Origin of the sequence: Tsukamurella sp. USMM236 (genome assembly GCF_037148755.1) — a bacterium.
Lineage (GTDB): Bacteria > Actinomycetota > Actinomycetes > Mycobacteriales > Mycobacteriaceae > Tsukamurella.
Genome location: NZ_JBBCSS010000001.1, coordinates 404,722 through 427,843, shown reverse-complemented (window position 1 = coordinate 427,843; position 23,122 = coordinate 404,722). Strand labels below are relative to the sequence as shown.

20 protein-coding genes are annotated in these 23,122 nt (G+C 71.6%); 12 read left to right on the top strand and 8 right to left on the bottom strand.

Annotated features, from left to right (window positions below; genetic code table 11):
* Positions 1 to 20 precede the first annotated feature (20 nt).
* Genes WFK95_RS01880 through WFK95_RS01865 form a run of 4 tightly spaced genes read left to right on the top strand, consistent with a single transcriptional unit; the run spans position 21 to position 3,275 of the window.
* Entirely contained in the window at positions 21 to 725 is a 705-nt protein-coding gene (locus WFK95_RS01880) for a class II aldolase/adducin family protein (RefSeq protein WP_443081513.1), read from the top strand.
* A 25-nt stretch (positions 726 to 750) separates the two neighbouring features.
* A complete protein-coding gene (locus WFK95_RS01875; protein ID WP_224647689.1) occupies positions 751 to 1,689 on the top strand; it encodes an ABC transporter substrate-binding protein in 939 nt (312 codons plus the stop codon).
* Positions 1,690 to 1,698: 9 nt separating this feature from the next.
* Positions 1,699 to 2,958, top strand: a complete 1,260-nt coding sequence (gene glsA, locus WFK95_RS01870) for a glutaminase A (protein ID WP_336669715.1) — start codon at positions 1,699 to 1,701, stop codon at positions 2,956 to 2,958.
* Between the two features lie 2 nt (positions 2,959 to 2,960).
* Entirely contained in the window at positions 2,961 to 3,275 is a 315-nt protein-coding gene (locus tag WFK95_RS01865) for a cupin (RefSeq protein WP_224647691.1), read from the top strand.
* Positions 3,276 to 3,294: 19 nt separating this feature from the next.
* Here the strand turns inward: WFK95_RS01865 and WFK95_RS01860 are convergent, their stop codons facing one another.
* The 3 genes from WFK95_RS01860 to WFK95_RS01850 all read right to left on the bottom strand — a co-directional run bounded on the left by WFK95_RS01860 (position 3,295) and on the right by WFK95_RS01850 (position 7,428).
* Complete coding sequence (locus tag WFK95_RS01860; RefSeq protein WP_336669714.1) at positions 3,295 to 4,836, bottom strand: molybdopterin-dependent oxidoreductase; 1,542 nt, start codon at positions 4,834 to 4,836, stop codon at positions 3,295 to 3,297.
* Between the two features lie 132 nt (positions 4,837 to 4,968).
* Positions 4,969 to 6,612: a long-chain fatty acid--CoA ligase gene (locus tag WFK95_RS01855; RefSeq protein WP_336669713.1), complete on the bottom strand. Its 1,644-nt coding sequence runs from the start codon at positions 6,610 to 6,612 to the stop codon at positions 4,969 to 4,971.
* A 45-nt stretch (positions 6,613 to 6,657) separates the two neighbouring features.
* Positions 6,658 to 7,428, bottom strand: coding sequence for an SDR family oxidoreductase (locus tag WFK95_RS01850; RefSeq protein WP_224647694.1), 771 nt, complete (start codon positions 7,426 to 7,428; stop codon positions 6,658 to 6,660).
* Between the two features lie 162 nt (positions 7,429 to 7,590).
* Here WFK95_RS01850 and WFK95_RS01845 point away from each other — a divergent pair, with 162 nt between their 5' ends.
* A complete protein-coding gene (locus WFK95_RS01845) occupies positions 7,591 to 9,048 on the top strand; it encodes an alanine/glycine:cation symporter family protein (RefSeq protein WP_224647695.1) in 1,458 nt (485 codons plus the stop codon).
* 25 nt (positions 9,049 to 9,073) lie between these two features.
* Here the strand turns inward: WFK95_RS01845 and WFK95_RS01840 are convergent, their stop codons facing one another.
* Positions 9,074 to 9,625 (bottom strand): TetR/AcrR family transcriptional regulator, encoded by a 552-nt coding sequence (locus WFK95_RS01840; RefSeq protein ID WP_374201320.1) that lies wholly within the window; start codon positions 9,623 to 9,625, stop codon positions 9,074 to 9,076.
* 93 nt (positions 9,626 to 9,718) lie between these two features.
* Between WFK95_RS01840 and WFK95_RS01835 the strand changes: the two genes are divergently transcribed.
* On the top strand, positions 9,719 to 11,266 hold the full coding sequence (locus WFK95_RS01835; protein ID WP_224647697.1) for an MFS transporter: 1,548 nt from the start codon (positions 9,719 to 9,721) through the stop codon (positions 11,264 to 11,266).
* Positions 11,267 to 11,458: 192 nt separating this feature from the next.
* Here WFK95_RS01835 and WFK95_RS01830 read toward each other — a convergent pair whose 3' ends face one another.
* The gene (locus WFK95_RS01830) at positions 11,459 to 12,598 is read right to left on the bottom strand and encodes an alpha/beta hydrolase (RefSeq protein WP_336669712.1); all 1,140 of its coding nucleotides are present in this window, start codon (positions 12,596 to 12,598) and stop codon (positions 11,459 to 11,461) included.
* A 451-nt stretch (positions 12,599 to 13,049) separates the two neighbouring features.
* Here WFK95_RS01830 and WFK95_RS01825 point away from each other — a divergent pair, with 451 nt between their 5' ends.
* The 6 genes from WFK95_RS01825 to WFK95_RS01800 all read left to right on the top strand — a co-directional run bounded on the left by WFK95_RS01825 (position 13,050) and on the right by WFK95_RS01800 (position 20,469).
* Positions 13,050 to 13,820, top strand: a complete 771-nt coding sequence (locus WFK95_RS01825; RefSeq protein WP_224647699.1) for a deoxyribonuclease IV — start codon at positions 13,050 to 13,052, stop codon at positions 13,818 to 13,820.
* Positions 13,817 to 14,530, top strand: coding sequence for a class I SAM-dependent methyltransferase (locus WFK95_RS01820; RefSeq protein ID WP_224647700.1), 714 nt, complete (start codon positions 13,817 to 13,819; stop codon positions 14,528 to 14,530). The genes WFK95_RS01825 and WFK95_RS01820 overlap by 4 nt, the downstream gene beginning before the upstream one ends.
* Positions 14,531 to 14,645: 115 nt before the next feature.
* The gene (locus WFK95_RS01815; protein WP_336669711.1) at positions 14,646 to 16,478 is read left to right on the top strand and encodes an acyl-CoA dehydrogenase; all 1,833 of its coding nucleotides are present in this window, start codon (positions 14,646 to 14,648) and stop codon (positions 16,476 to 16,478) included.
* Positions 16,479 to 16,666: 188 nt separating this feature from the next.
* Positions 16,667 to 17,335 (top strand): hypothetical protein, encoded by a 669-nt coding sequence (locus WFK95_RS01810; protein WP_336669710.1) that lies wholly within the window; start codon positions 16,667 to 16,669, stop codon positions 17,333 to 17,335.
* A 71-nt stretch (positions 17,336 to 17,406) separates the two neighbouring features.
* Positions 17,407 to 19,365, top strand: a complete 1,959-nt coding sequence (locus WFK95_RS01805) for a YhgE/Pip domain-containing protein (protein WP_336670131.1) — start codon at positions 17,407 to 17,409, stop codon at positions 19,363 to 19,365.
* Positions 19,366 to 19,371: 6 nt separating this feature from the next.
* On the top strand, positions 19,372 to 20,469 hold the full coding sequence (locus WFK95_RS01800; RefSeq protein ID WP_336670130.1) for an acyltransferase family protein: 1,098 nt from the start codon (positions 19,372 to 19,374) through the stop codon (positions 20,467 to 20,469).
* Between the two features lie 330 nt (positions 20,470 to 20,799).
* Here the strand turns inward: WFK95_RS01800 and WFK95_RS01795 are convergent, their stop codons facing one another.
* The 3 genes from WFK95_RS01795 to WFK95_RS01785 form a co-directional block, all read right to left on the bottom strand.
* On the bottom strand, positions 20,800 to 21,300 hold the full coding sequence (locus tag WFK95_RS01795; protein ID WP_336669709.1) for a hypothetical protein: 501 nt from the start codon (positions 21,298 to 21,300) through the stop codon (positions 20,800 to 20,802).
* On the bottom strand, positions 21,297 to 21,719 hold the full coding sequence (locus WFK95_RS01790) for a CoA-binding protein (protein ID WP_336669708.1): 423 nt from the start codon (positions 21,717 to 21,719) through the stop codon (positions 21,297 to 21,299). Before WFK95_RS01790 ends, WFK95_RS01795 begins: the two co-directional genes overlap by 4 nt.
* A gap of 76 nt (positions 21,720 to 21,795) precedes the next feature.
* Complete coding sequence (locus WFK95_RS01785; protein ID WP_224647706.1) at positions 21,796 to 23,079, bottom strand: acetyl-CoA C-acetyltransferase; 1,284 nt, start codon at positions 23,077 to 23,079, stop codon at positions 21,796 to 21,798.
* Positions 23,080 to 23,122: the final 43 nt, after the last annotated feature.

Sequence of the window (23,122 nt, the reverse complement as noted above, 5' to 3'; positions counted from 1 at the left end):
CCACCACCGAAAGGACCGTCATGACCACCGTGCTCCCCCTCGACGACACGGCGCTCGCCTTCGTCGACGCCACCGCCCGCGACGCGCAGAAGGCCTTCCGCGTCTTCCGCGAGACCGGCACCGTCTCCGCCAACGGCACCGTCAACTTCGTCGAGCGCATCCCCGGCACCGAGGCCGCGGTCGCTCTCAACGAGCCCGGCCCGTGGGCCGACGCCCCGATCGCCCGCCCCGTCGTCGCCACGTTCGACGGCGAGGTCCTGCAGGGCGAGGGCGGCGCGGGCTTCGTCACCGCCTACGCGGACCTGTTCCGCGCGCACCCCGAGATCACCTCGGTCGTGCACGTGCACACCCCGTGGCTCGGCGGGTTCGCGCAGACGCACCGTCCGCTCCCGATCCGCTACGCCGCGTCCCAGCGGCTCACCCTCTCGCGCTCGATCCCGCCGCACATCGACCGCACGATCGGCGCCGGCGAGTTCATCCTCGGCGAGCTGGAGCGGGCCCCCCACCTGGCGGCGATCTTCGAGGCCAACGGCGGCGTCAACGTGATCGGCCGCGATGGCCTCCTGGCGCTCGCGAAGTTCGTGGTGCTGCTGGAGGAGGGCGCCCAGTACCAGGCCATCGGCGAGGCGGTCGGCGGTACGCAGGAGTTCGATCCCAGCAACCTCGTCGCGCAGTGGGGCCGCAGCGGCCTCCTCGACCGCGCCCGCGCGCACGGCCTCGTCTGACCCGGAAATCCAAGGAGCACACACCATGACGCTGCGCGTCGGATACTTCCCGCACAACAACTCCCTGTTCGTCCTGCGCCACCGCGGCATCCTCGAACGGTCGATCCCCGACGTCGAGTGGGTCGACCTGCGCGACCTCCCCGAGCCGCCGGCCGTCGACCCGCGGTCGGGCCTGCCGACGCTGCACTCGGACTGGCTCTTCGCCGACGGCGGCTACGACGTGATCGGCACCGGCTTCACGCCGCCGATCACGGCGCTCGGCGCCGGGCACGACGTGGTCTACCTGGGCATCTCGGGGCCGCGCGTCGAGAACGGGCGGATCGTCGCGCTGGCCGGCAGCGGGATCACCTCCCCCGCTGACCTGCGCGGCAAGCGCGTGGGCGTGGCGCACGGGTCGTGGCAGACCACCCTCGTGCTGTTCGCGCTCGACGACGCCGGGCTCACCTGGGCCGACATCGAGCCCGTCGACGTCGACGTGCACGCGGGCGGCGAGGCGCTACTGGCGGGCGACATCGACGCCTGGGTCGGAGCCTACCCCGGCCTCGCCGCCGTGGAGTCGCGGGCGGAGCTGGTGACGCTCGTGGACACCGCGTCGGTGTTCAGCCACCCGTCGCTGTGGTTCACCTCCCGCCGGCTCGCCGAGGAGAACCCGGAGGCTGTGCGCGCCGTCCTGGCCGCGCTCGCCGAGTCCGACGCCTGGGTCACCGCGAACCCGCGAGAGGCGGCCGCGTACTTCGCCGACGACGCCGCGGCGCGCGGATTGCCCGCGGATCTCGACGCCTGGGAGGCCGCGGTGCGCGGGCGCCCCTTCGGCGTCGGCCCCGTGACCGAGGACTTCCTCGACGAACAGCAGCGCGCCGCCGACCTGTTCGTCGCCGGTGGCCTGCTGCCCCGGCGGGTCGACGTGCGCGCCGCGGTGCTGCCCTGGATCGGCGAGGCGGCGGGGGCGGTCACCGTCGGATAGCTTGGCGGTATGAGCGAGACGAGCACGGACCAGCGCCCCGGCGGCCTCACCGGGTTCACCGACAACCCCGTCAACGCGGCGATGGCCCGCGTGCTCGACGACGTGCGCCGCGAGGAGCACCCGGGCGCCGTCGCCGACTACATCCCCCAGTTGGCGACGGCGGACCCGGAGGCCTTCGGCGTGGCGTCGGTGTCCGTCCACGGGCACAGCTACGGCGCCGGCGACTACCGCGTTCCCTTCACCATCCAGTCGATGAGCAAGCCCTTCGTGTACGCGCGGGCCCTCGAGGCGCTGGGGACCGAGGCGGTGCTGGAGCGGATCGGCGTCGAGCCCAGCGGCGAGGCCTTCAACGGCATCAGCTTCGACCCGTCGGGCCGGCCGGAGAACCCCCTCATCAACGCGGGCGCGATCGTCTCGACGTCGCTGATCCCGGGGGCCGACGGTGCCGAACGGTTCGCCGCGATCCGGGAGGGACTGTCGCGCTTCGCCGGCCGCGACCTGGAGCTGGACGAGGCGGTCTACCGGTCGGAGTCGGAGACGGGCTTCCGCAACCTCGCCCTGGCCGCGCTCGCCCGGTCGACGGACGCGCTGCGCGTCCCCATCGAGGACGCGCTCGACCCGTACTTCCGGCAGTGCTCTCTCCTGGTGGACGCGCACGACGTCGCGGTGATGGGCGGCACCCTCGCCAACGGCGGCGTCAACCCCGTCACCGGCGAGCGGGTGGTGAGTGCGGCGGTCGCGCAGCACACGCTCTCGGTGATGACGGGCTGCGGCATGTACGACCGCTCGGGCGCCTGGATGGTGTCCGTGGGCATCCCCGCCAAGTCCGGCGTGGGTGGCGGCATCGTCGCCGCGACGCCGGGCGAGTACGGCATCTGCGTGTTCAGCCCGCCGCTCGACGAGGCCGGCAACTCCAGCCGCGGCGTCGCGGTACTGCAGCGGATGAGCAGCGAGTTCGGGCTGCACCTGCTGAACCGGTCGATCACCCCGGTGAGCGCCGTCGCGTCCGTCACCACCGACCCGTCGACCGGCCGGACGGTGCTGCGCCTGCGCGGCGAGGTGGACTTCGTCGCCGTGGAGGAGGTCGTGCACGAGGCCCTGAGCCTGGGCCGCGCGCAGAGCGGCAGCACCATCGTCCTCGACCTCACGGACGTCACCCGGATCTCGACGGTGGCCGCCTACCTGCTGACCCAGCTCTCCTCCGACGTGGGCTACGGCGTGCGCGTGGTGATGGAGGACCCGTCCAGCCTGTGCGTCGCTGGACGCTGACCATGCGATTCATCGCGAGTGACGAATTCACCCCCGATCGGCCGTGGGATGCGCTGCCCCTCGCCACGATCTCCCCCGCGACCGTGCGCCTGCACTGGACCGACTCGGAGTACGTGTGGCACCGGAACGACGGAACGGAGGTGTTCATCGTCGTCGCCGGCGAGGTCGACATGCACTACCGCGACGACTGCGGCGACGAGCACGTGCGGCGGCTCGCCCCCGGGCTCGTCTGCGTGGCGGAGATCGGCGACGAGCACAAGGCTGTGCCCGTCAGCGCCGCCAGCATCGTCGTCGTCGAGCAGGAAGGCTCCATCTAGATAGACGGCGCCGAGCGCCTCAGCGGGCGACGACGCTGACGCGGTGCCATCCGGTGGCACCGTCGGGGGCGGGCGGCGCCTTCGCGTCGGTCTGGACCCTGCCCTCGGCGTCGGTGGCGCGCACCTCGAGGGTGTGCTCGCCGCGGTCGAGCGGGAGGGAGACGCTCCACTGCCGCCAGGTGTCCGGGCCGACGGTGTCGGCGAGGCGGGTGGGCACCCACGCGCCGGAGTCGGCGCGGACCTCGACGCCGCCGATGCCGGTGTGCTGCGCCCAGGCGACCCCCGCCACCGTCACCGCGCCGGCGGAGACGGGGCCGCGCGGCACGTCGATCCTCGACTGCACCTTGATCGGGCCGAGCGCCGACCAGCCCCGCGGAGTCCAGTAACCCTGATCCTCCGCGAAGGTCGTGACCTTGAGCGAGGTCACCCACTTGGTCGCCGACACATAGCCGTACAGGCCGGGGACCACGAGCCGGGCGGGGAAGCCGTGGATCACGGGCAGCGGCGCCCCGTTCATGCCGATCGCCAGCAGGGAGGCGCGGGCGGGGTCGCGCAGCACCTCCAAAGGGGTGCCCGCGGTGAAGCCGTCGCTGCTGCGCGAGAGCACCATGTCGGCGCCGGCTCGGGGCCGCGCCCGCTCCAGCAGGTTCCGGATCGGGTGGCCGAGCCAGAGCGCGTTGCCGATGAGGTCGCCGCCCACCTCGTTGCTGACGCACGCGAGCGTGGCGTGGTGCTCCTCCAGCGGCAGCGCGAGCAGCTCGTCCCAGGTGAGGGTGAAGGGAGCGTCGACCATGCCGTGGACGCGGAGCGACCAGTCCGCGGGGTCGAGTTGCGGGATGCGCAGGGCGGTGTCGATGCGGTAGAAGTCCGCCGTGGGCGTGACGTAGGGAGTGAGCCCGGCGATCGGCGGGTCGGCCGGGGCCGGTGGTGCGAGGGTCCGCGGCGCGGGCAGGCGGAGCGTCTCGCGCGCCGCCTTCACCGCCGTCGCGCCCGCCGAGAGCAGGCGGGCCCCGGCGAGGGCCAGCACCGTCGTCCCCGCGGCTGCGCCGGCGACGAGGAGGAAGCCGCGCCGGTCCATCCCGGCGGCGTCCTCCGGGGCGTCGGGCGCGGGGCGGAGGCGGAGGCGGCGGATCGCCAGGCGCAGGACGAGGATCGACGTCGCGACGCCCACGAGGCTCGGGACCGCCCAGGTCGCCGTGGCGTCCGGGCGCAGGATCGCGATCAGCGCGCCGACGATCCCGACGAGGCCGAACAGCCCTGCGCCCCAGGGCGGGCGGCGCAGTTCGAGCAGGCCCGCGGCCGCGGCCCCCAGAGCGAGCACCACGCCCATCGAGCCGAGCAGGACCGCCTTGTCGGCGGTACCGAAGGACTCGACGGCGAAGTCCTTGAGCCACGGCGGCGCGGCGTCGATGACCGCGGCCCCGCCCGCGAACAGCGTGCTGGCGCCGGGCGCGACGACGGCGGCGACGAGTTCCGCCACCGCCAGCCCGGCCGTCCCGGCCAGGACGCCCGCCAGCGCGGCGGCCCAGGCGGTCGTGCGGCTCGCGGTCTCCTCGGTCATGGATCCAGCGTGGCACGCGGACAGCCCGCGGGCGAGGGGCGTCTGCATACCTCACGGAATCGTAAGAATCGCCGGAAAGAACAAGGGCCGCCGCCGCCTTCCGGCTGCGGCGGCCCCGTCGTCAGTGCTGCGTCAGCCGCGCGACTCCACGACGGTGTAGGTCCCGTCGGCGTACTCGGCGCGGATGAGCTTCTTGTCGAACTTGCCGACAGAGGTCTTGGGCACCTCGGTGACGAAGGCCCAGCGCTCGGGGACCTGCCACTTCGGCAGCAGATCGGTGAGGAAAGCGCGCTGCGCCTCGGCGTCCGCGTCGGCGGCGTCCTTGACCACGGCCAGCACGAAGGGACGCTCGTCCCACTTCTCGTCGGGCACGCCGACGACGGCGGCCTCGGCGATGGTGGGGTTGCTCATGACCGTGTTCTCGAGCTCGACGGAGCTGATCCACTCGCCGCCGGTCTTGATCATGTCCTTGGTGCGGTCGCGGATGGTCATGAAGCCGTCCGGGCTGATCGACGCGACGTCGCCGGTGCGGAGCCAGCCGTCGTGGAACTTCGACTCGTCCACGACGTTGCCCTCGGGCGAGTAGTAGGCACCCGTGATCCAGGGGCCGCGCACCTCGAGCTCGCCGGCCGCCTCGCCGTCCCAGGGCTGCTCGTTGCCCTCGTCGTCGATGAGGCGGGCCTGCACCGACGCGGGGAAGCGGCCCTGCGTGACGCGGTAGGCGAACTCCTCGGTCTCGTCCTCGATACCGAAGGGCGGGCGCGAGACCGAGCCGAGCGGCGAGGTCTCCGTCATGCCCCAGGCGTGCACGATGCGGGTGCCGAGCTTGTCGAAGGCGCGGATCATCGACGGGGGCACGGCCGCGCCGCCGACGACGACCTCGCGCAGGTGCGAGATGTCCTGCGGCTTCACGGCGAGCTGCGCGGCGACGCCGGCCCAGATGGTGGGCACGGCCGCGGCGAAGGTGGCCTTCGTGGCGTCGAGGATCTGCAGCAGCGGCTCGGGCTGCAGGAAGCGGTCGGGCATGATCAGCGTGATGCCGCCCATCATCGCCGCGAAGGGCAGGCCCCACGACATGACGTGGAACATCGGCACGATCGCGAGCACGGAGTCGGCATTGCCGAGCGCCATGCCCGACGACGAGTTCACCTGCATCGAGTGCAACCAGATGCTGCGGTGGCTGTAGACGACGCCCTTGGGGTCGCCCGTGGTTCCGGAGGTGTAACACATGACGGCCGCGTCGCGCTCCGAGATCTCCGGCCACGCGAACGTGGTCGGCTCGCCCGCGATGAGCTCGTCGAAGGAGTGCACCGTGATGCCCTCGGGCGCCTCGAGCGCCTCCTTCGGGCCGTTCGCGACGATGACGTGCTGCACGTTCGGGGTCGCGGCTAGGTACTTGCCGAGCAGAGGCGCGACGGAGGCGTCGACGAGGATCACCTTGTCGTCGGCCTGGTTGATGATGAACACGGCCTGCTCGGGCGAGAGGCGCAGGTTCAGAGTGTGGAGCACGGCGCCCATCGCGGGCACGCCGGCGTAGGCCACCTGGTGCTCGTTGTTGTTCCACATGAACGTCGCCACACGGTCGCCCCGCTGCACGCCCAGCTTGGTCAGGGCGTGGGCCAGCTGCGCGGCCTTGTCGCCGACCTCGGCGAAGGACAGATCGCGCAGGCCCTCACCGGTCCACGTGGTGATCTTGGCCTCGGGGAAGACGCGGCGGCTGTACTCGACGAGACGGGCGATAGTCAGCTCGCCGTCCTGCATCGTGGTCTGAATCACGGTGGTGGAGACTCCTTCTCGGATGGGAAATGCAGCCGGCGGGTACTACTGGCTGGTGATCTGGTTGATCAGCCGCACGACCGACCTCGGGGCGAATTTACTCGAATTGGACAGCAGCGTGGTCAGGGTTCCGACGGAATAGTGGACCCGGGGCAGGAAGGGCACCCGGATTCCGGGGTGCACGGAGTTCCACACCTGCTCTGCGACCTCTTCGGGCGTGATGTTCACGCCGAGGGTGCGCGTGCTCTTGGCGTCGGTCTCGGCGAGCGCCGTCTTCGCCCACAGCGGCCAGATCGCGACGACGCGGATGCCGTGCTTCTCCCACTCCAGCTCCAGCGCCTCGGTGAAGCCGGAGACGTAGAACTTCGCGGCGCTGTAGGTCGCGATGCCGGGCTGGCCGTAGATCGCCGACGCCGAGCTGATGTTCACCAGGTGCGCGCCCGGCTGCCCCCTGAGGTAGGGCAGCGCCGCCTTCGCGCCGTAGGTGACGCCGAGCGCGTCGATGTCGATCTGCAGCTTGATCTGCTGCGGCGTGATCTCGTCGAGGTCGCCGCCGAAGAGCACGCCCGCGTTGTTGTCGAGCACCGTCAGGCCGCCGCCGGTGTGCTGCGTGAAATCGGCGAGCGCGGCCTCCCACTGGTCGTAGTCGGTCACGTCGAGCGTGCCGGTCACGATCGCGGGGTGCTCGGCCTTCAACTCCTCCAGCGCGGCGGCGTTGACGTCGTAGACGCCCACCGTCCACCCCTCGGACAGGAAGCGCAGGGCAGTGGCCCGGCCGATGCCCGAGGCACCGCCGGAGATGAAGATCGATGGCATGGCGTCCAACCTACCCGCTGGTCAGGCCGGGGTAAAGACCCTACTGAGGGTCACTCAATTAGCAGTGCGTACCGGCGCCCGGCCCGCGCACGGGAGGCCCGACGGGGCCTTCAACGCGCGCGTGAAACCATCGTTTCACCGCACGCTTCACGAGAGGAACGGATGACCTCGCTCTTCGACCACGTCAACACCGGCATCGGTTGGCTCAGCACGAACCTGTACAACTACGTGCTGATCTACCTGCTGCTGGGCGTCGGCGCCTACATGACGATCCGCACCCGGTTCGTCCAGGTCCGCCTGCTGCCCAAGATGATCCGCGCGATCGGCTCGTCCCGCTCGGACGCCGAGGGCGGCATCTCGTCGTTCCAGGCGTTCTGCGTGGGCCTCGCCTCGCGCGTGGGCACTGGCAACATCGCGGGCGTGAGCGTTGCGCTCGTCCTCGGCGGGCCCGGCGCGGTCTTCTGGATGTGGGTCGTGGCGCTCGTCGGCATGGCGACGGCGTTCGTCGAGGCGACGCTCGCGCAGATGTTCAAGGTGCGCAACGCGGACGGCAGCTTCCGGGGCGGGCCGGCGTACTACATCCAGCGCGGACTCGGCTCGCGACGCTGGGGCATGGTCTTCGCCGTGCTGCTGATCTTCGCCTTCGGCTTCGCCTTCAACATGGTGCAGGCCAACACGATCGGCGGCTCCCTCGCCGCCACGTTCCACGTCGACACCGCGTGGATCGCCGTCGGCCTCATGGTGATCACGGCGCCGATCCTCTACGGCGGGGTGCGACGCATCGCGAGGGTCGCCGAGGTGATCCTGCCCGTCATGGCGCTGATCTACGTCGCCATCGCGCTGGTGATCGTGGCCCTCAACATCACGGCCTTCCCCGAGGTGATCCGGCAGATCGTGGCCGGGGCGTTCGGGCTCGACGAGGCCCTCGCCGGCACCGCCGGCGGCATCCTGGCCGCCCTGCTCAACGGCGTGAAGCGCGGCCTGTTCTCCAACGAGGCGGGCATGGGCAGCGCACCCAACACCGCAGCCACCGCCACCGTCTCGCACCCGGTGAAGCAGGGACTCATCCAGTCCTTCGGCGTCTTCGTCGACACCATCGTCGTGTGCACCGCGACCGCGTTCATCGTGCTGGTCTCCGGCGTCTACACGCCGGGCAGCGAGCCCGAGTCCGGCGGCGCCGTGCTCACGCAGGACTCGATCTCGGCCGTCCTCGGAACCTGGACGACGGTGCCGATGGCCCTGCTGGTCTTCGTCTTCGCGTTCTCGTCGATCATCGGCAACTACTCCTACGCCGAGATCAACCTCAACTTCCTCGGCCTCGAGGGGCAGCGACTGCGCGTCCTGCAGACCCTCGTCCTCGCCGCCGTCGGCGTCGGCACCCTCGCCGAGCTCGACACCGTCTGGATGCTCGCCGACGTCGCGATGGCGCTCATGGCGACGGTGAACCTGATCGCGATCGCCCTGCTCGGCAAGTGGGCCTTCGGTGCGCTCCGCGACTACGACGCGATGACCAAGCGCGGCGTCGATGACCGGTTCGTCGGGCGCGGCAACCCGAACCTCCCCGGCGACCTGCCGGGTGATGTGTGGGACCCCGTCGACGAGACGGCGTCCACCCGCTGACCTACTCCCGACGGCCGGTCCGCCGTCAGGGCGCCCCGTCGACCATGCGGGCGACGACGGCCAGCAGTCCGGCCATCTGCTCATCGGTGGCGCGGCGGCGGCCGCCGCTGAGGGCGGCGTCGTAGTAGAGGCCGTCGCCGAGGAGCAGGACCGCGCGGGCGGTGGCCTCGTCGGGCACCTGGTCCTGCACCGTCGCGAGGAAGCGGTCCTGCATCGAGCGGATCGCGCGCTCGGCGCGATCGTTCGCCGCCTGGCTCAGCCGCAGCACCGCGACGATCGCGCGGTCGAGCTGCGAGTCGTCGTAGTTCGACGTGCGCACGTAGTACTCCACCGCTCCCTCGGGCGCGGCGGCCATCAGCTCGACGTCGGCGGCGACGAGCTCGTCGAGCCAGTCGCACAGCCCGTCGACCAGGGCCTTCTTCGACCCGAAGTGGTAGAGCAGCCCGCCCTTACTGACGCCGGCCTCCGCGGCGACGGCCTCGAGCGTCGCGGCGCGTTCGCCGTGCTCGATGAGGATCTTCACGAAGGCGTCGAGCAGTTTGGCGCGGGCGGCGGGAGGGGGTGGCACACCTCGCATCGTAGGGGTGATCGCGGTCTCTCGTTTCTGTACCGTCCAGCTGGTACAGTAACGACGAACTCGAAAAGCCACGACACCTCAGGAAGTGCCGCCATGACCACCACGCTCCCCACCACGACCGCGTCCCCGCGCGCCACGGTGCGCGACTGGGGTGCGCTCGCGGTCCTGATGCTCCCCGTCCTCCTGGTCTCGATCGACGGGACCGTGCTCGGCTTCGCGCTGCCCTCGATCGCCGCCACGCTCGGCCCGACGGCGGCGCAGCAGCTGTGGATCATCGACGTCTACCCGCTGGTGCTGGCCGGCCTGCTCGTCTCCATGGGCAGCCTGGGCGACAGGCTGGGCCGGCGCCGCCTCCTCCTGCTGGGCGCGACGGGTTTCGCCGCGATGTCGGTCGTGGCCGCGTACGCCCCCACCGCGGGCGCGCTCATCGCCGCCCGCGCGGGCCTCGGCTTCTTCGGCGCGATGCTGATGCCGTCCACGCTCTCGTTGCTGCGCAACATCTTCACCGATCCGCAGCAGCGTCGGCTCGCGATCGCCGTGTGGGCGTCGTGCTTCGCCGGCGGCGCCGCGCTCGGCCCCATCGTGGGCGGCTTCCTGCTGGAGCACTACTGGTGGGGCTCGGTCTTCCTCATGGCCGTGCCCGTGCTGATCCCGCTCCTGGTGCTGGCGCCCATCTTCGTCCCCGAGTCGCGCGACCCCAATCCGGGCCGCATCGACCCGGTGTCGATCGTGCTCTCGCTGCTCGCGCTGACCCCGATCGTCTACGCGGTGAAGACCCTCGCCAAGGGCGGCGACCTCGCGATCGTCGCGGTGGCGCTGGTCGTCGGCGTGGTGTCCACCGGACTGTTCCTGCGCCGGCAGCTGCGCCGCCCGGACCCGATGCTGGACGTGCGGCTGTTCGCGGACCGTCGCTTCTCGGGCGCCGTCGCGGTGAACCTGCTCAGCGTCTTCTCGCTGGTCGGCTTCATGTTCTTCGTCTCGCAGCACCTCCAGCTGGTGGTGGGGATGAGCCCGATGGACGCCGGCTGGGCGCTGGTCCCGGGTCTGATCACGATGATGGTCGCGGGCCTGTACGTGGTGCGGGTCGTGCGGTGGATCGCCCCGTCGACCGTGGTGGTGGGCGGCATGCTCGTCTCCGCCGCCGCGTACGCCGTGGTGATGGCCTTCGCCTCGCCGGAGTCCACGCTCGCCGTGCTCATCGCCTTCGCGATGCTCGGCGTGGGCATCGGCGCCGCCGAGACGCTGTCGAACGACCTCATCGTCTCGTCGGTGCCCGCCGAGAAGGCGGGCGCGGCCTCGGCCGTCTCGGAGACCGCGTACGAGCTCGGCTCCGTGCTCGGCACCGCCGTCCTCGGCTCGATCCTCGCCGGGGCCTACGCCGCGAAGCTCGCGCTGCCCGCCGGCCTCACCGCCGAGCAGGCGGCCGACGCCGGCGAGACCCTCGCCGGGGCGCACCACGTCGCCACGCAGCTGCCGGCCGAGGCTGCCGACGGCCTGGTCCGGGCCGCCGGTCAGGCCTTCGACGCGGGCGTCTCGGTGACCTCCGCGATCGGCGTGGTGCTCATGCTGGCCGCGGCCTGGATCGCGCACCGCACGCTGCGGGCGCCGTCCTCGTCCGCCGCCACGACCGTCGCGCAGTAGTCCCGCAGCCGCCGCGCCGCGGCGCTCGCCGCCTCCCCATGGGCGGTGAGCGTCGCGGCCGCGCGGGCCGCGAAGGCCAGCACCTCCGGCGGCCCCGTCGCCGCCCGCCACCGCGCGGCCTGCTCGGCGAACCCCTCGGCCGCGTCCTCCCACCCCGCGGCGACGCGTTCCAGCTCCCCGATGTCCACCTCGTCACCGGACATCCGCTCCCCCTCCCGTCAGGATCGTCGCGAACGCGTCCAGCGCCCGCGAGCCCTCATCGAAGTACCCCGAGTGCGCCCCCATGCCGAATCCGGTGGGCCCCTCGGCGTCCACCGCCGTCGCCCCGAACGACGGTGCCGCCGGGTCCATCCCGAGCCCCAGCTCCACGCCGAACCACCGGCGAAGCCCCTGCGCGGCGCCGTCCGTCGCGCCGACCCGAGGGATCGGATCGTCGGAATCGCGGGCCACGAAGACCGGCATCCCCAGCTCCGACGCGGACCGCACCGGGCCGGCACCCGGGGAGCCGAGCAGCACCATCGCGTCGACGGTGCCCGCCAGCGCCCCGCCCGCGCCCGCCGTGGTCGCCGTGGTCGCGCCGTAGCTGTGGCCGAACACCACGACCCGCGGATCGTCGGGCCGCATCCGCGCGAGGTCGTCGAGGTCTGCCCGCAGCTCGGCGGCGCCCCGTCGGGCGTGGGCACCGGTGAGGACCTGCGCGACGGCCGCCCGGCCCGACGGGGCGTCGTACCCGATCCACGCCAGGGTCGCGGTCGACGTCGCCGGGTCCGCGCGCCGGGCGGCGACCTGCAGGTTCGCGGCGTTGCGGGTGACCGCCCCGATCGACACCGCCGTGGTGCCCATGCCCGGGACCACGACGCCGATGGTGCGGGCGGTGTCGAGATCGCCGATCGCGACCGCCACCGCGCCGTCGCCGCCGAAGGCGTCCGGGTCGTACTCGAACAGCTGCACCGTCTCGCCGCCGCGGCCCAGCTCGCGCAGCCGCGCGTCGATCGTCTCGAGCAACCGCCGCCGCGGACCGGGCGGTGCGGCTGCCAGATCCGCGGCGAGGCGGGCGCGGTTCTCCCGGTCCCGCTGCGCGGCGGACGCCGGCCGGCCCGGCCCCCGCACCGGGGTCGACGGTGCCGGCACCCCGCCGCCAGGCGGCACGGCGGCGGGGAGCTCGATCGTGGCGAGACGGGCCGCGAGTTCGCCACCTCCACTGCGGATTTCCGCCGCCGCGCGGTCGAGCGCCGCGTCGAGCTCCTCCGCGGCGCGTGCCTCGAGTCCCGCCCAGCGCTCGTACGCGTCCGCGGGTTCGCCCCTCCACGCCGTCGTCCGCACGACCATCATGGCGTCACGCTAAGCCGCCGCCCTCCCGCGCTCGGACCGCGAACCGGGTGCGCGGGCACCGTCATCCACAGGACCGCGGTCCTCCACAGGCACGCCGAGACAGCGCGGCCACAGCGATCATCCCCCGCGCCGCGTCGACGGGGCGTGCGGGACGGTTCCTCCCCCACCGAACGCCGCTCCTCCCGTGGGGGAGCGGTTGTCCCCCACGCGGCGTCGACGTCCCCCGCGCGGCGCTCGTGGTCGCTCCACGGAGGCGATCTCCGTCGCCGGGTCGCCGCACGACCGGGCACGACGGCGGACCACCGAGACCGGGACATGCGTCCGACGCATGGCATTCCTCACGGATTCGCCTTCTACCTGCGAAGACCGGGCCATGCGTCGCACGCATGGCTCCCGCAGGAGAGACACCGACCCGCCGACCCGCGGGCGGGCGAGCCACTACGCTGGACGCATGCGCATCGGAGCCCATGTCCGCAGTGACACCCACCCCGTCGAGACGGCCGAACAGCTGGGGGTGGACGTGATCCAGATGTTCGTCTCCGACCCTCAGAGCTGGAAGAAGCCGGAGCCGCACCCGCAGACACAGGCGCTCAAGGATTCGCCGCTGGAGATCGTGGTGCACTCGGCCTACGTCATCAACGTCGCGAGCCTGAACAACCGGCTCCGGATGCCGAGCCGCAAGGCCGTCGAGCAGCAGGCCGCGGCGGCCGCCGACCTCGGCGCCTTCGGGCTCGTCGTGCACGGCGGACACTTGCGCGACGGCGAGGACCTGCTGGCCGGAATCGACAACTGGCGCAAGCTCTTCACCCGCCAGGAGGAGAAGGGCGGCTTCGGCGTGCCGATCCTCATCGAGAACACCGCGGGCGGCGACGGGGCGATCGCGCGCCAGCTCGAGACCATCGACCGGCTGTGGGACGCGGTCGGCGACCAGGGCGCAGGCTTCTGCCTCGACACCTGCCACGCCTGGGCGGGCGGCGAGGAGCTGATGGGCATCGTCGAGCGGGTCAAAGCGATCACCGGCCGCATCGACCTCGTGCACCTGAACAACTCGCGCGACGAGTTCGACTCCGCCCGCGACCGGCACGCCAACCTGCAGGACGGCACCATCGACCCCGATCTGCTGGCCGACGTCGCCCGCGCCGCCGGCGCCCCGATCATCCTCGAGACCCCGTCCGAGGGCCTCGCCGACGACGTGGCCTACCTCAAGGAGGCCCTGCTGTGAGCACCCCCGACACCACCCCGGACGGCATCGACCGCACCGATCAGGAGCGGGAGGAGGGCGGCATCGGGCCGCTCTCCCCCGCCGCGCTGGCACGCGAGGAGAAGCAGGTCCGCGGCGCGCAGGAGTGGGACGACCGGTACCGCGCCACCGAGCTGGTGTGGGGAACGCCACCCGACCCGTGGATCGTCGAGCAGGTGACCGTGCTGCCGCCCGGCCGGGCCCTCGACGTGGGCGCCGGCGAGGGGCGGCACGCGCTGTGGCTCGCGACCCGCGCGTGGGACGTGACCGCGGTCGACTTCTCGCGCGTCGGGCTCGACAAGGCGGCGACGGTGGCCGCCCGCTCGCCGCGCACCGTCCGCGCCCGGCTGCACTGGACCCCGCTCGACATCACCACCGACGACATCCCCGATCAGCCCTACGACCTGGCCGTCTGGGCGTACCTGCACCCCGATCCGGAGGACCGGGCGGCGGCGATCGCGAAGGTCGCGCAGTCACTGGCACCGGGCGGGCTGCTGCTTCTGTTGGCCCACGAGAAGGCGGACTCGCACCCCGGCCTGCCGACCTTCGGCGCCGCCGAGCTGTCGGAGGCGCTCCCCGAGGACATGGTGGTGGAGCACGTGGAATGGCGCGAGAGTGATCCGTACCACGGCACAGGTACTGACCTGGCCGTTCGCGCACGTCGTCGGCGCGGGGAGGCGATCGCACCCTAGGGGTGCTTGCACTTGTTCGCACGCGGCGAGCGCGTTATCCTATGGATATTACCGAGCGGTAACTTACCGAGAGGTAACAGTCCGACAGCCTGATCTGAGAAGGTGGAACAGCCCCATGGGCCATTACAAGAGCAACGTCCGCGACATCGAGTTCAACCTCTTCGAGGATCTCGGCGTCGGCGAGGTGCTGGCTTCCGGTGCGTACGGCGACCTCGACGAGGACACCGCCAAGGAGATGCTGCGCGAGGCGGCCCGTCAGGCCGAGGGCCCCATCGCGGAGTCCTTCGCCGAGGCCGACCGCAACCCGCCGGTCTTCAACCCGGAGACCCACGAGGTCAAGATCAACGAGGCCTTCAAGAAGTCGCAGGCGATCTTCGCCGACGGCGGCTGGGCCTACCTGGGCCTGAACGACGAGCTGGGCGGCACCGACGTCCCCCGCAACCTGTACTGGGGCATCGGCGAGCTCTTCCTCGGCGCCAACCCGCCCGTCTTCATGTTCGCCGCGGGCCCCGGCTTCGCGCAGATCCTCTTCGACGAGGGCACCGACGAGCAAAAGAAGTGGGCGAAGATCGCCGCCGAGCGCAACTGGAACGCCACCATGGTGCTCACCGAGCCGGACGCCGGCTCGGACGTGGGCGCCGGCCGCACCAAGGCCATCAAGCAGGAGGACGGCTCCTGGCACATCGAGGGCGTGAAGCGCTTCATCACGTCCGCGGTGATGGACGGCATGTTCGAGTCGACCTTCCACCTCGTGCTCGCCCGCCCCGAGGGCGGCGCGCCCGGCACCAAGGGCCTGGGCCTGTACTTCGTGCCGAAGCACCACTTCGACGAGCAGGGCAACCTCGGCGAGGAGAACGGCGTCTACGTCACCGGCGTCGAGCACAAGATGGGCATCAAGACCTCCACCACCTGTGAGGTCACCTTCGGCGGCCACGGCAAGCCCGCCAAGGGCTGGCTCGTGGGCGAGGAGATCAAGGGCATCGCGCAGATGTTCAAGGTCATCGAGCACGCCCGCATGATGGTCGGCACCAAGGCCATCGGCACCCTCTCGACCGGCTACCTCAACGCGCTCGACTACGCCAAGCAGCGCGTCCAGGGCGCCGACCTGACCCAGATGGCCGACAAGACCGCGCCGCGCGTGACCATCACGCACCACCCGGACGTGCGCCGCTCGCTGCTCACACAGAAGGCGTACGCCGAGGGCCTGCGCGCCGTGTACCTGTACACCGCCGCGCACCAGGACGTCCGCACCGCGACCCCCGTCTCGGGTGCCGACGAGGAGATGGCGTTCAAGGTCAACGACCTGCTGCTCCCGATCGTCAAGGGCGTCGGCTCCGAGCGCGCGTTCACGCTGCTCGGCACCGAGTCGCTCCAGACCTTCGGCGGCTCCGGCTTCCTGCAGGACTACCCGATCGAGCAGTACGTCCGCGACTCGAAGATCGACTCGCTGTACGAGGGCACCACCGCCATCCAGGCGCAGGACTTCTTCTTCCGCAAGATCCTCCGCGACCGCGGCGCCGCGCTCGGCCACATCGCCGGCCAGATCACCGCGTTCATCGAGGCCAACGCCGGTGGCGCCTTCGCCGCCGACGTCGCGCTGCTGAAGACCGCCGCCGAGGACGTGCAGGCCATGGCCGCCACGCTCACCGGTTTCGCGCTCGCCTCGCAGCAGGAGCCCAAGGAGCTGTACAAGGTGGGCCTCGGCTCGGTGCGCTTCCTCATGGCCTTCGGCGACCTCATGATCGGCTGGCGCCTGCTGCACCAGGCCGTCATCGCGCAGGCCGCGATCGACGGCGGCGCCGCCGGTGCCGACAAGTCCTTCTACGAGGGCAAGGTCGGCGTCGCGAAGTTCTTCGCCGCCAACATGCTGCCGCTGCTGACCTCCGTCAAGGACGTCGTCGCGGCCGTCGACAACCAGGCGATGGACCTCGACGAGGCCGCGTTCTGATCGTCGCTCCGTAGCAACGAGCACCCGAGGGCGCTCCGACCACCGGTCGGGGCGCCCTCGCCCGTTCCCGGGGTCGACGGTGCGCCCGACCGTGCGGCCACCGCGCGCCCGACGGTGGGCGCGGCACCGTCGGGCAGCCACCGTAGGATTGCTACCGACCTGCGCCGACGACCTCCGGAGAGCCCCGCATGGATGACGACCAGCCGAACGACGTACAGCTCACGGCGGTGAACATCGGCGTCGACGGGGAGCACGGTCCCCTGTTCCAGGGCATCGACCTGCAGTTCGGTCCCGGCCTGCACGCCGTGCAGATGCCCGCGGGCCGCGACCAGGACGCGCTGCTCCTCACCCTGGCCGGCCGGCTCAAGCCGAACCACGGCACCGTCAACGCGCTCGGGGCGACCACCCCGGGCGCGATCCGGAAGAAGTGCGCCATCGCCGCCTTCGAGGACATCGACGACCTGGACGAGTCGGTCACCGTCGAGACCGTGCTCGCCGAGCAGCGGCGCTGGCTGGCGCCCTGGTACTCGATGGTGCCGCTCAGCGCGGGCAGCCTCGAGATGGATCAGGTCTTCGGCGATCTGGACCGACCCGGGGCGAAGACCCGCATCGTCGAGCTGAGCGATCTGCAGCTGTTCCTGCTGCGGATCACCCTGGCCCTGCTGGGGAACCGGCCGATCCTCATCGTCGGCGACCTGGAGCAGGTCCGCGACAACCCGGGACGCGCCGAGGCCGTACAGCGGCTCGGCGCGATCTCCACCCGCTACACCGTGATCGTCGGGGTCACCAACCCCCTCGGCGGCACCGCCCCGGAGCACACCCTGCACGACCGCCGCGCCCTGACCCGGAAGGACTGATCCCCATGTCCGAGAAGAACTCCGACGACACGTCCGCGAAGAAGGGCTCCTCGAAGGGCAGCCTGGTCCCCATCGCCGCCGGCCTCGCCTTCGGCTCCGAGATCAAGCGCTTCGGCCGCAGCCGGCTCACGCGCGCCGCGATCGTCGTGATGATGCTGCTTCCGCTGGTCTACGGCGCTCTCTACCTGTGGGCCTTCTGGGATCCGTTCGGCCACGTCAACAAGATGCCGGTCGCGCTGGTCAACGCGGACAAGGGGACCGAGGTCAAGGGCCAGAAGATCAACGCCGGCGCCGAGGTGGAGAAGTCCCTTGCTGACGACAAGAGTCTCGACTGGAACATCGTCTCCCCCGCCGAGGCGCAGCAGGGCGTCAAGGACGGCACCTACTACTTCATGCTGGAGCTGCCGGAGAACTTCTCCTCCGCCATCGCCTCCCCCATGACCGGCAAGCCCGAGAAGGCGCAGCTGCGCGCCGTCTACAACGACGCCAACAACTACATCAGCTCCACCATCGGCCAGACCGCGATGTCGCAGGTGCTCAACGCCGTCTCCACCCGCATCTCGGGGCAGGCCGTGAACCAGGTGCTGTCGATGATGATCACCGCCGGGTCCGGGATCGAACAGGCCGCCGACGGGGCCGGGAAGCTCCACGACGGCCTGGTCACCGCGAACGACGGTGCCGCCCAGCTCGCCACCGGCCTCGGGACCGCGAAGACCGGCTCGGCGCAGCTGCGCGCCGGCTCGCAGCAGCTCTCCGACGGCATCACCCAGGCCACCGATCCCCTTCTCGCCGTGACGAAGGCGCTGTCCGGGCTGGGCGGGAACACCGCGCAGCTGCAGCAGAGCGCGGCCGCGCTGGTCGAGGCCGCCGACAAGGCCGGCGTCTTCGTCAAGACGCAGGACACCGCGCTGGCCGGGATCGACGCCGCGATCAGGCAGCTCGCCGTCAGCCCCGATCCCGCAGCGCGACAGTCCGCCGAGGGCCTGCGCGCCGTGCGGGCACAGCTCGCCCAGGCGTCCGTGACGCCCGCCGCGAAGCAGCAGATCATCGCCGCGACCGACGCCGCGGCCACCCTGACCGAGCAGCTCCGCACGCCCGGCAGCCCGCTGCAGACCGTCCTCGCCCAGGTCGGCGCCACCGGCGGCGATCTCACCGCCAAGCTCACCGAACTTCGCTCGGGCGCGCAGCAACTCGCCGCGGGCAACGCCACGCTCGATGACGGCATCACCCAGCTGTCCGACGGTGCCACCCGGCTCTCCGCCGGCACCGTGCAGCTGCGCGACGGCAGCCAGGAGCTGTCCACCAAGCTGCGCGAGGGCGCGGGCGCCGTGCCCAAATGGTCGCAGGAGCAGACCTCGCAGGTCGCGCAGACCATCGGCGGCCCCGTCCAACTGGACGCGCAACACGAGAACCGCGCCCCGAACTTCGGCACCGGCATGGCGCCGTTCTTCCTCACGCTGGCGCTGTTCTTCGGCGCACTGGTGCTGTGGATGGTGTTCCGGCCGTTGCAGAACCGCGCCATCGCCGCCGAGGTGCTGGCGATCCGCGTGGTGATGGCGAGCTACCTGCCCGCGGCCGCGATCGGCCTGTTCCAGGCCGCGATCCTGTACTGCGTGGTGCGCTTCGGATTGGGCCTCGAGGTGGCCCATCCCATCGCGATGGTCTTCTTCATGATGGGGGTGTCGCTGTCCTTCATCGCGTTCACCCAGGCGGTGAACGCCTTCGTCGGGCCCGCCGTCGGCCGCGTGCTCATCATGGCGCTGCTGATGCTGCAGCTGGTGAGCTCCGGCGGCATGTACCCCGTCGAAACCACCGCCAGACCCTTCCAGATCCTGCACAAGTACGACCCGATGACCTACGGCGTCAACGGATTGCGGCAGCTGATCCTGGGCGGCATCGATAACCGCCTGTGGCAGGCGATCGCGGTGCTGGTGTTCCTGTGGGTCGCGTCGGTCACGGTGTCGTGCCTGTCCGCCCGGCGGAACCGGCTCTGGAACCTCGACCGGCTCATCCCCGCGATCAAGATCTGAGCCGCCATCGACACCGCCCCGCGCTCCGGCCACGTCCCCGCCCTCACCGGGCTGCGGGCGCTGGCGGCGTTCGGGGTGTGCGTCACGCACGCCGCGTTCTGGGGCGGCGACTTCACCCCGGACGCGCTCGGCGCCGCCTACGCGCGGCTCGAGACCGCGGTGCCCGTGTTCTTCGCACTGTCGGGATTCCTGCTGGTGCGGCCGTGGCTTCGCGCGCGGGCCGGAGGCGCGTCGCCGGACGTGCGGCGGTACCTCGTCGCGCGGGCCTGGCGGATCCTGCCGGCGTACTGGGTGGTGGTCACCGTCGTCTACGCGATCTACCTGTGGCGGCCCGACGGTTCGCCGCACGGGCACGGGTGGTTCGGATACCTGCGGCACCTGACCTTCACGCAGATCTACAGCGTGGGGTACGTGCACACGGGGCTGACGCAGATGTGGTCGATGTGCGTGGAAGTCGTCTTCTACCTGGCGCTTCCACTGCTCGGGCTGTGGCTGGTGCGCGCCCGTCGGGCGTGGGCGGTGCCGGCGGCGATGGTCGCGCTCTCGGTCGGTTGGCTGGTGGTGGCCACGGCGACGGAGGTCTTCGGGAAGACGGCACGCTCGTGGCCGCCGGCGTTCGCCGCCGCCTTCGCCGTGGGGATCGTGGTGGCGCTGCTCGTGGACCGGGTGCGGCTCCCGCGGCTGCCGCTGCTGCTGGCGGCCGCGGCGGCCTACGCGGTGCTGCTGACGCCGCTCGCCGGGCCGATCGACCTGCGGCTGCCCACGCCGGCGCAGGGGGTCACGAAGTTCCTGCTCGAGGCACTGATCGGCGGGCTTCTGGTGGCGGCGTTCGCGACCGGGCCGTCGCGCGTGCTGGGTTCGCGGCCGATGGTGTGGCTCGGCTCCATCAGCTACGAGTTCTTCCTCATCCACGTGATCGTCATGGAGTTCGTGGTGCTCGACCTCTTCGGCTGGTCGCTGTTCACCGGCTTCACGTGGCCGATCGTCGCCGTGACCACCGCGATCACCATCGTGCTGTCGTGGGGGCTGCGCGCCGGTGTGGAGCGGTTCCGCGCGGCGGTGAGGCGGCAGCGGGCGGCGGTGGCCGCGGCGCGCGGACGCTGAGGCGGACTCTCGTCGCGTCAGCCCGCAGCGCGGTGCGTCGCCGTTGCTGAACGCGGCGCGGGGGACGTCGACGCCGCGTGGGGGACGCTCGCTCCCCCACCACACGCCGCTCTCCTCATGGGGGAGGCGACGCCCCCTGGGGGACAACCACCCCGCGCGGGGGACGACGATACCGCTGGACGGGCGGCGGACCGTCGGGCTGGAGGACGGGGGTATGCGTCAGGCGCATGGCCCGGCCCGAAGAATACGGCGTCTACCTGCGGGTTTCGGGGGTATGCGTGGGACGCATGCCTGCTCCGAACAACACACCGCCCCGCGCGGGCGACGAGCTCAGCGGAGGAGCGTGGCGGTGGCGGCGTCGAGGATCGGGCGGCGCTGGGCGGACGGGGCGTCCCAGAGCTTGCCGGTCAGGCCCTCCAGGGCCACGACCTTGGGCTCGAGCTCGCCGAGGGCCTTCGTGCGCTCCTCGCCCGACAGCTGGGCGGCGGCGATGATGCGGTCGTCGAGGGCGAAGACGGCGTCGTCGAGGGCGGCGAGATCGGACTCGGGGCCGTCGATCGCGGAATCGGCGGGCGGCGGGACGGCGGGCGCGAAGGCGCCGCGGTGCACGTCGGCGATGGCGTAGCGGGTGCGCTGATGCAGCAGCGCCTCGGTGGAGGTGGCGTTCGCCCACTCGGCGGGCGCGCGGCCGGGCCGCCCGGGGATGAGGTCGCCGGAGTTGGCGAAGTCCTGGATCCGTTTGTTGGAGTCGCGGAGGAACCAGATCACGCCGACCAGCAGGAGAACCGCCACCACCGCGATCCCGATGACGATCACGATGCCGAAACTCATGCGGTCCTCCTCGAGATGCGGGTGCGACGCTGTTCGATGATGAGGCAGCGGTCCTCGACGTAGAGCAGCCCCGCGGCCTCGGCGATCTCGCGCGCCTCCGCGGAGCGGATCCCCAGCTGCAACCCGAGCGCCGTCGCCCCGGCGGCGACGGCCTGCCGGGCGATGTCGGGCGTGAACTCCGAGGGCCGGAAGACGTCGACCAGACCGACCTGTTCGGGCACGTCGGCCAGTGTGCGGTACACCGGCTCGCCGAGGATCTCGTCGGCGTGCGGGTTCACCGGGATGATGCGCCAGCCCCGGTGCTGCATGTAGGCGGGCACGTCGTGCGCCGCCTTCGCCGGATCGACGCTGGCCCCGACCACCGTGATGGTGTCGTAGTCGCGCAGGATCCTGTCGATCAGATCGTCCGTCGCGCTCATGACACCAGCTTAGGCGGCCGGGGCCGGCTGCATCAGTCCTCGGGGGCGTCAGCCCTGAGACATCACGCCTGGGGCATCAGCCCTCGATGATGGCGGTGATGCCCTGGCCGCCGGCGGCGCAGATCGAGATCAGCGCGCGACCGCCGCCGTTCTCCTTGATCTGCTTCGCGGCCGAGGCCACGATCCGGCCGCCGGTCGCGGCGAACGGGTGGCCGGCCGCGAGCGACGAGCCGTTGACGTTGAGCTTGCTGCGGTCGATGGAGCCGAGCGGCTTGTCGAGGCCGAGGCGGTCCTTGCAGTACTCGGGCGACTCCCAGGCCTGCAGCGTCGCCAGCACCACGGAGGCGAAGGCCTCGTGGATCTCGTAGAAGTCGAAGTCCTGCAGCGTGAGGCCGTTGCGGGCCAGCAGCTTCGGCACCGCGTAGGTCGGCGCCATGAGCAGGCCGTCCTTGCCGCCGACGTAATCCACGGCCGAGTACTCGACGTCCTTGAGGTACGCGAGCACGGGCAGGCCGCGCTCGGCCGCCCACTCGTCGGAGGACAGCAGCACCGTCGACGCGCCGTCGGTGAGCGGCGTGGAGTTGCCGGCCGTCATGGTCGCGTCGCCCAGCGAGACGCCGAAGACGGGCTTGAGGGTCGAGAGCTTCTCGACGGTGCTGCCCGGGCGCAGGTTGTCGTCGCGAGTGAGGCCGAGGTACGGGGTGACCAGGTCCTCGAAGAAGCCGCGGTCGTAGGCGGCGGCCATGTTGGTGTGGCTGAGGTAGGCCAGCTCGTCCTGCTCGGCGCGGGAGACGCCCATCTCCTTGGCGGTGATGGCGGCGTGCTCGCCCATCGACATGCCGGTGCGGGGCTCGCCGTTGCGCGGGATGTCGATGCCGAGGTTCGCGGGGAGCTTCCCGAGCAGCTTGAGGCGGTCGACGGTGCTGCCCGTGCGGTTGAGCTCGAGCATCACCTTGCGCATGCCCTCGGAGACGCCGATCGGGGCGTCGGAGGTGGTGTCGACGCCGCCGCCGACGGCCGCCTCGTAGCGGCCGAGCTGGATGCCCTGGGCCGCGGCGTTGATCGCCTGCAGACCGGTGGCGCAGGCCTGCTGCACGTCGAAGGCGGGGGTGTACGGGCTCAGGGGGCTGCCGAGCACCGACTCGCGGATCAGGTTGAAGTCACGGCTGTGCTTGAGCACGGCGCCGCCGACCACGGCGCCCAGCTGCTCGCCCTGCAGGTTGAAGCGGCTCACGAGACCATTGAGGGCAGCGGTGAACATGTCCTGGTTGCTGGCCTTCGCGTACGCACGGTCCGAACGCGCGAAGGGGATCCGGTTTCCACCGAGGATGGCGACCGGACGGGTTTCGATGTTTGCCACGGGTTTCTCCCAGTGATCGAGGGTTGCTACTACCGAGTATTCT

Coding starts and splice junctions, on each gene's coding strand:
- WFK95_RS01815 (WP_336669711.1), top strand. CDS start 14,646: ATGGGCCATTACAAGAGCAACGTCCGCGACATCGAGTTCAACCTCTTC.
- WFK95_RS01830 (WP_336669712.1), bottom strand. CDS start 12,598: ATGATGGTCGTGCGGACGACGGCGTGGAGGGGCGAACCCGCGGACGCG.
- WFK95_RS01865 (WP_224647691.1), top strand. CDS start 2,961: ATGCGATTCATCGCGAGTGACGAATTCACCCCCGATCGGCCGTGGGAT.
- WFK95_RS01880 (WP_443081513.1), top strand. CDS start 21: ATGACCACCGTGCTCCCCCTCGACGACACGGCGCTCGCCTTCGTCGAC.
- WFK95_RS01825 (WP_224647699.1), top strand. CDS start 13,050: ATGCGCATCGGAGCCCATGTCCGCAGTGACACCCACCCCGTCGAGACG.
- WFK95_RS01845 (WP_224647695.1), top strand. CDS start 7,591: ATGACCTCGCTCTTCGACCACGTCAACACCGGCATCGGTTGGCTCAGC.
- WFK95_RS01860 (WP_336669714.1), bottom strand. CDS start 4,836: ATGACCGAGGAGACCGCGAGCCGCACGACCGCCTGGGCCGCCGCGCTG.
- WFK95_RS01790 (WP_336669708.1), bottom strand. CDS start 21,719: ATGAGCGCGACGGACGATCTGATCGACAGGATCCTGCGCGACTACGAC.
- WFK95_RS01850 (WP_224647694.1), bottom strand. CDS start 7,428: ATGCCATCGATCTTCATCTCCGGCGGTGCCTCGGGCATCGGCCGGGCC.
- WFK95_RS01810 (WP_336669710.1), top strand. CDS start 16,667: ATGGATGACGACCAGCCGAACGACGTACAGCTCACGGCGGTGAACATC.
- WFK95_RS01835 (WP_224647697.1), top strand. CDS start 9,719: ATGACCACCACGCTCCCCACCACGACCGCGTCCCCGCGCGCCACGGTG.
- WFK95_RS01840 (WP_374201320.1), bottom strand. CDS start 9,625: ATGCGAGGTGTGCCACCCCCTCCCGCCGCCCGCGCCAAACTGCTCGAC.
- WFK95_RS01795 (WP_336669709.1), bottom strand. CDS start 21,300: ATGAGTTTCGGCATCGTGATCGTCATCGGGATCGCGGTGGTGGCGGTT.
- WFK95_RS01875 (WP_224647689.1), top strand. CDS start 751: ATGACGCTGCGCGTCGGATACTTCCCGCACAACAACTCCCTGTTCGTC.
- glsA (WP_336669715.1), top strand. CDS start 1,699: ATGAGCGAGACGAGCACGGACCAGCGCCCCGGCGGCCTCACCGGGTTC.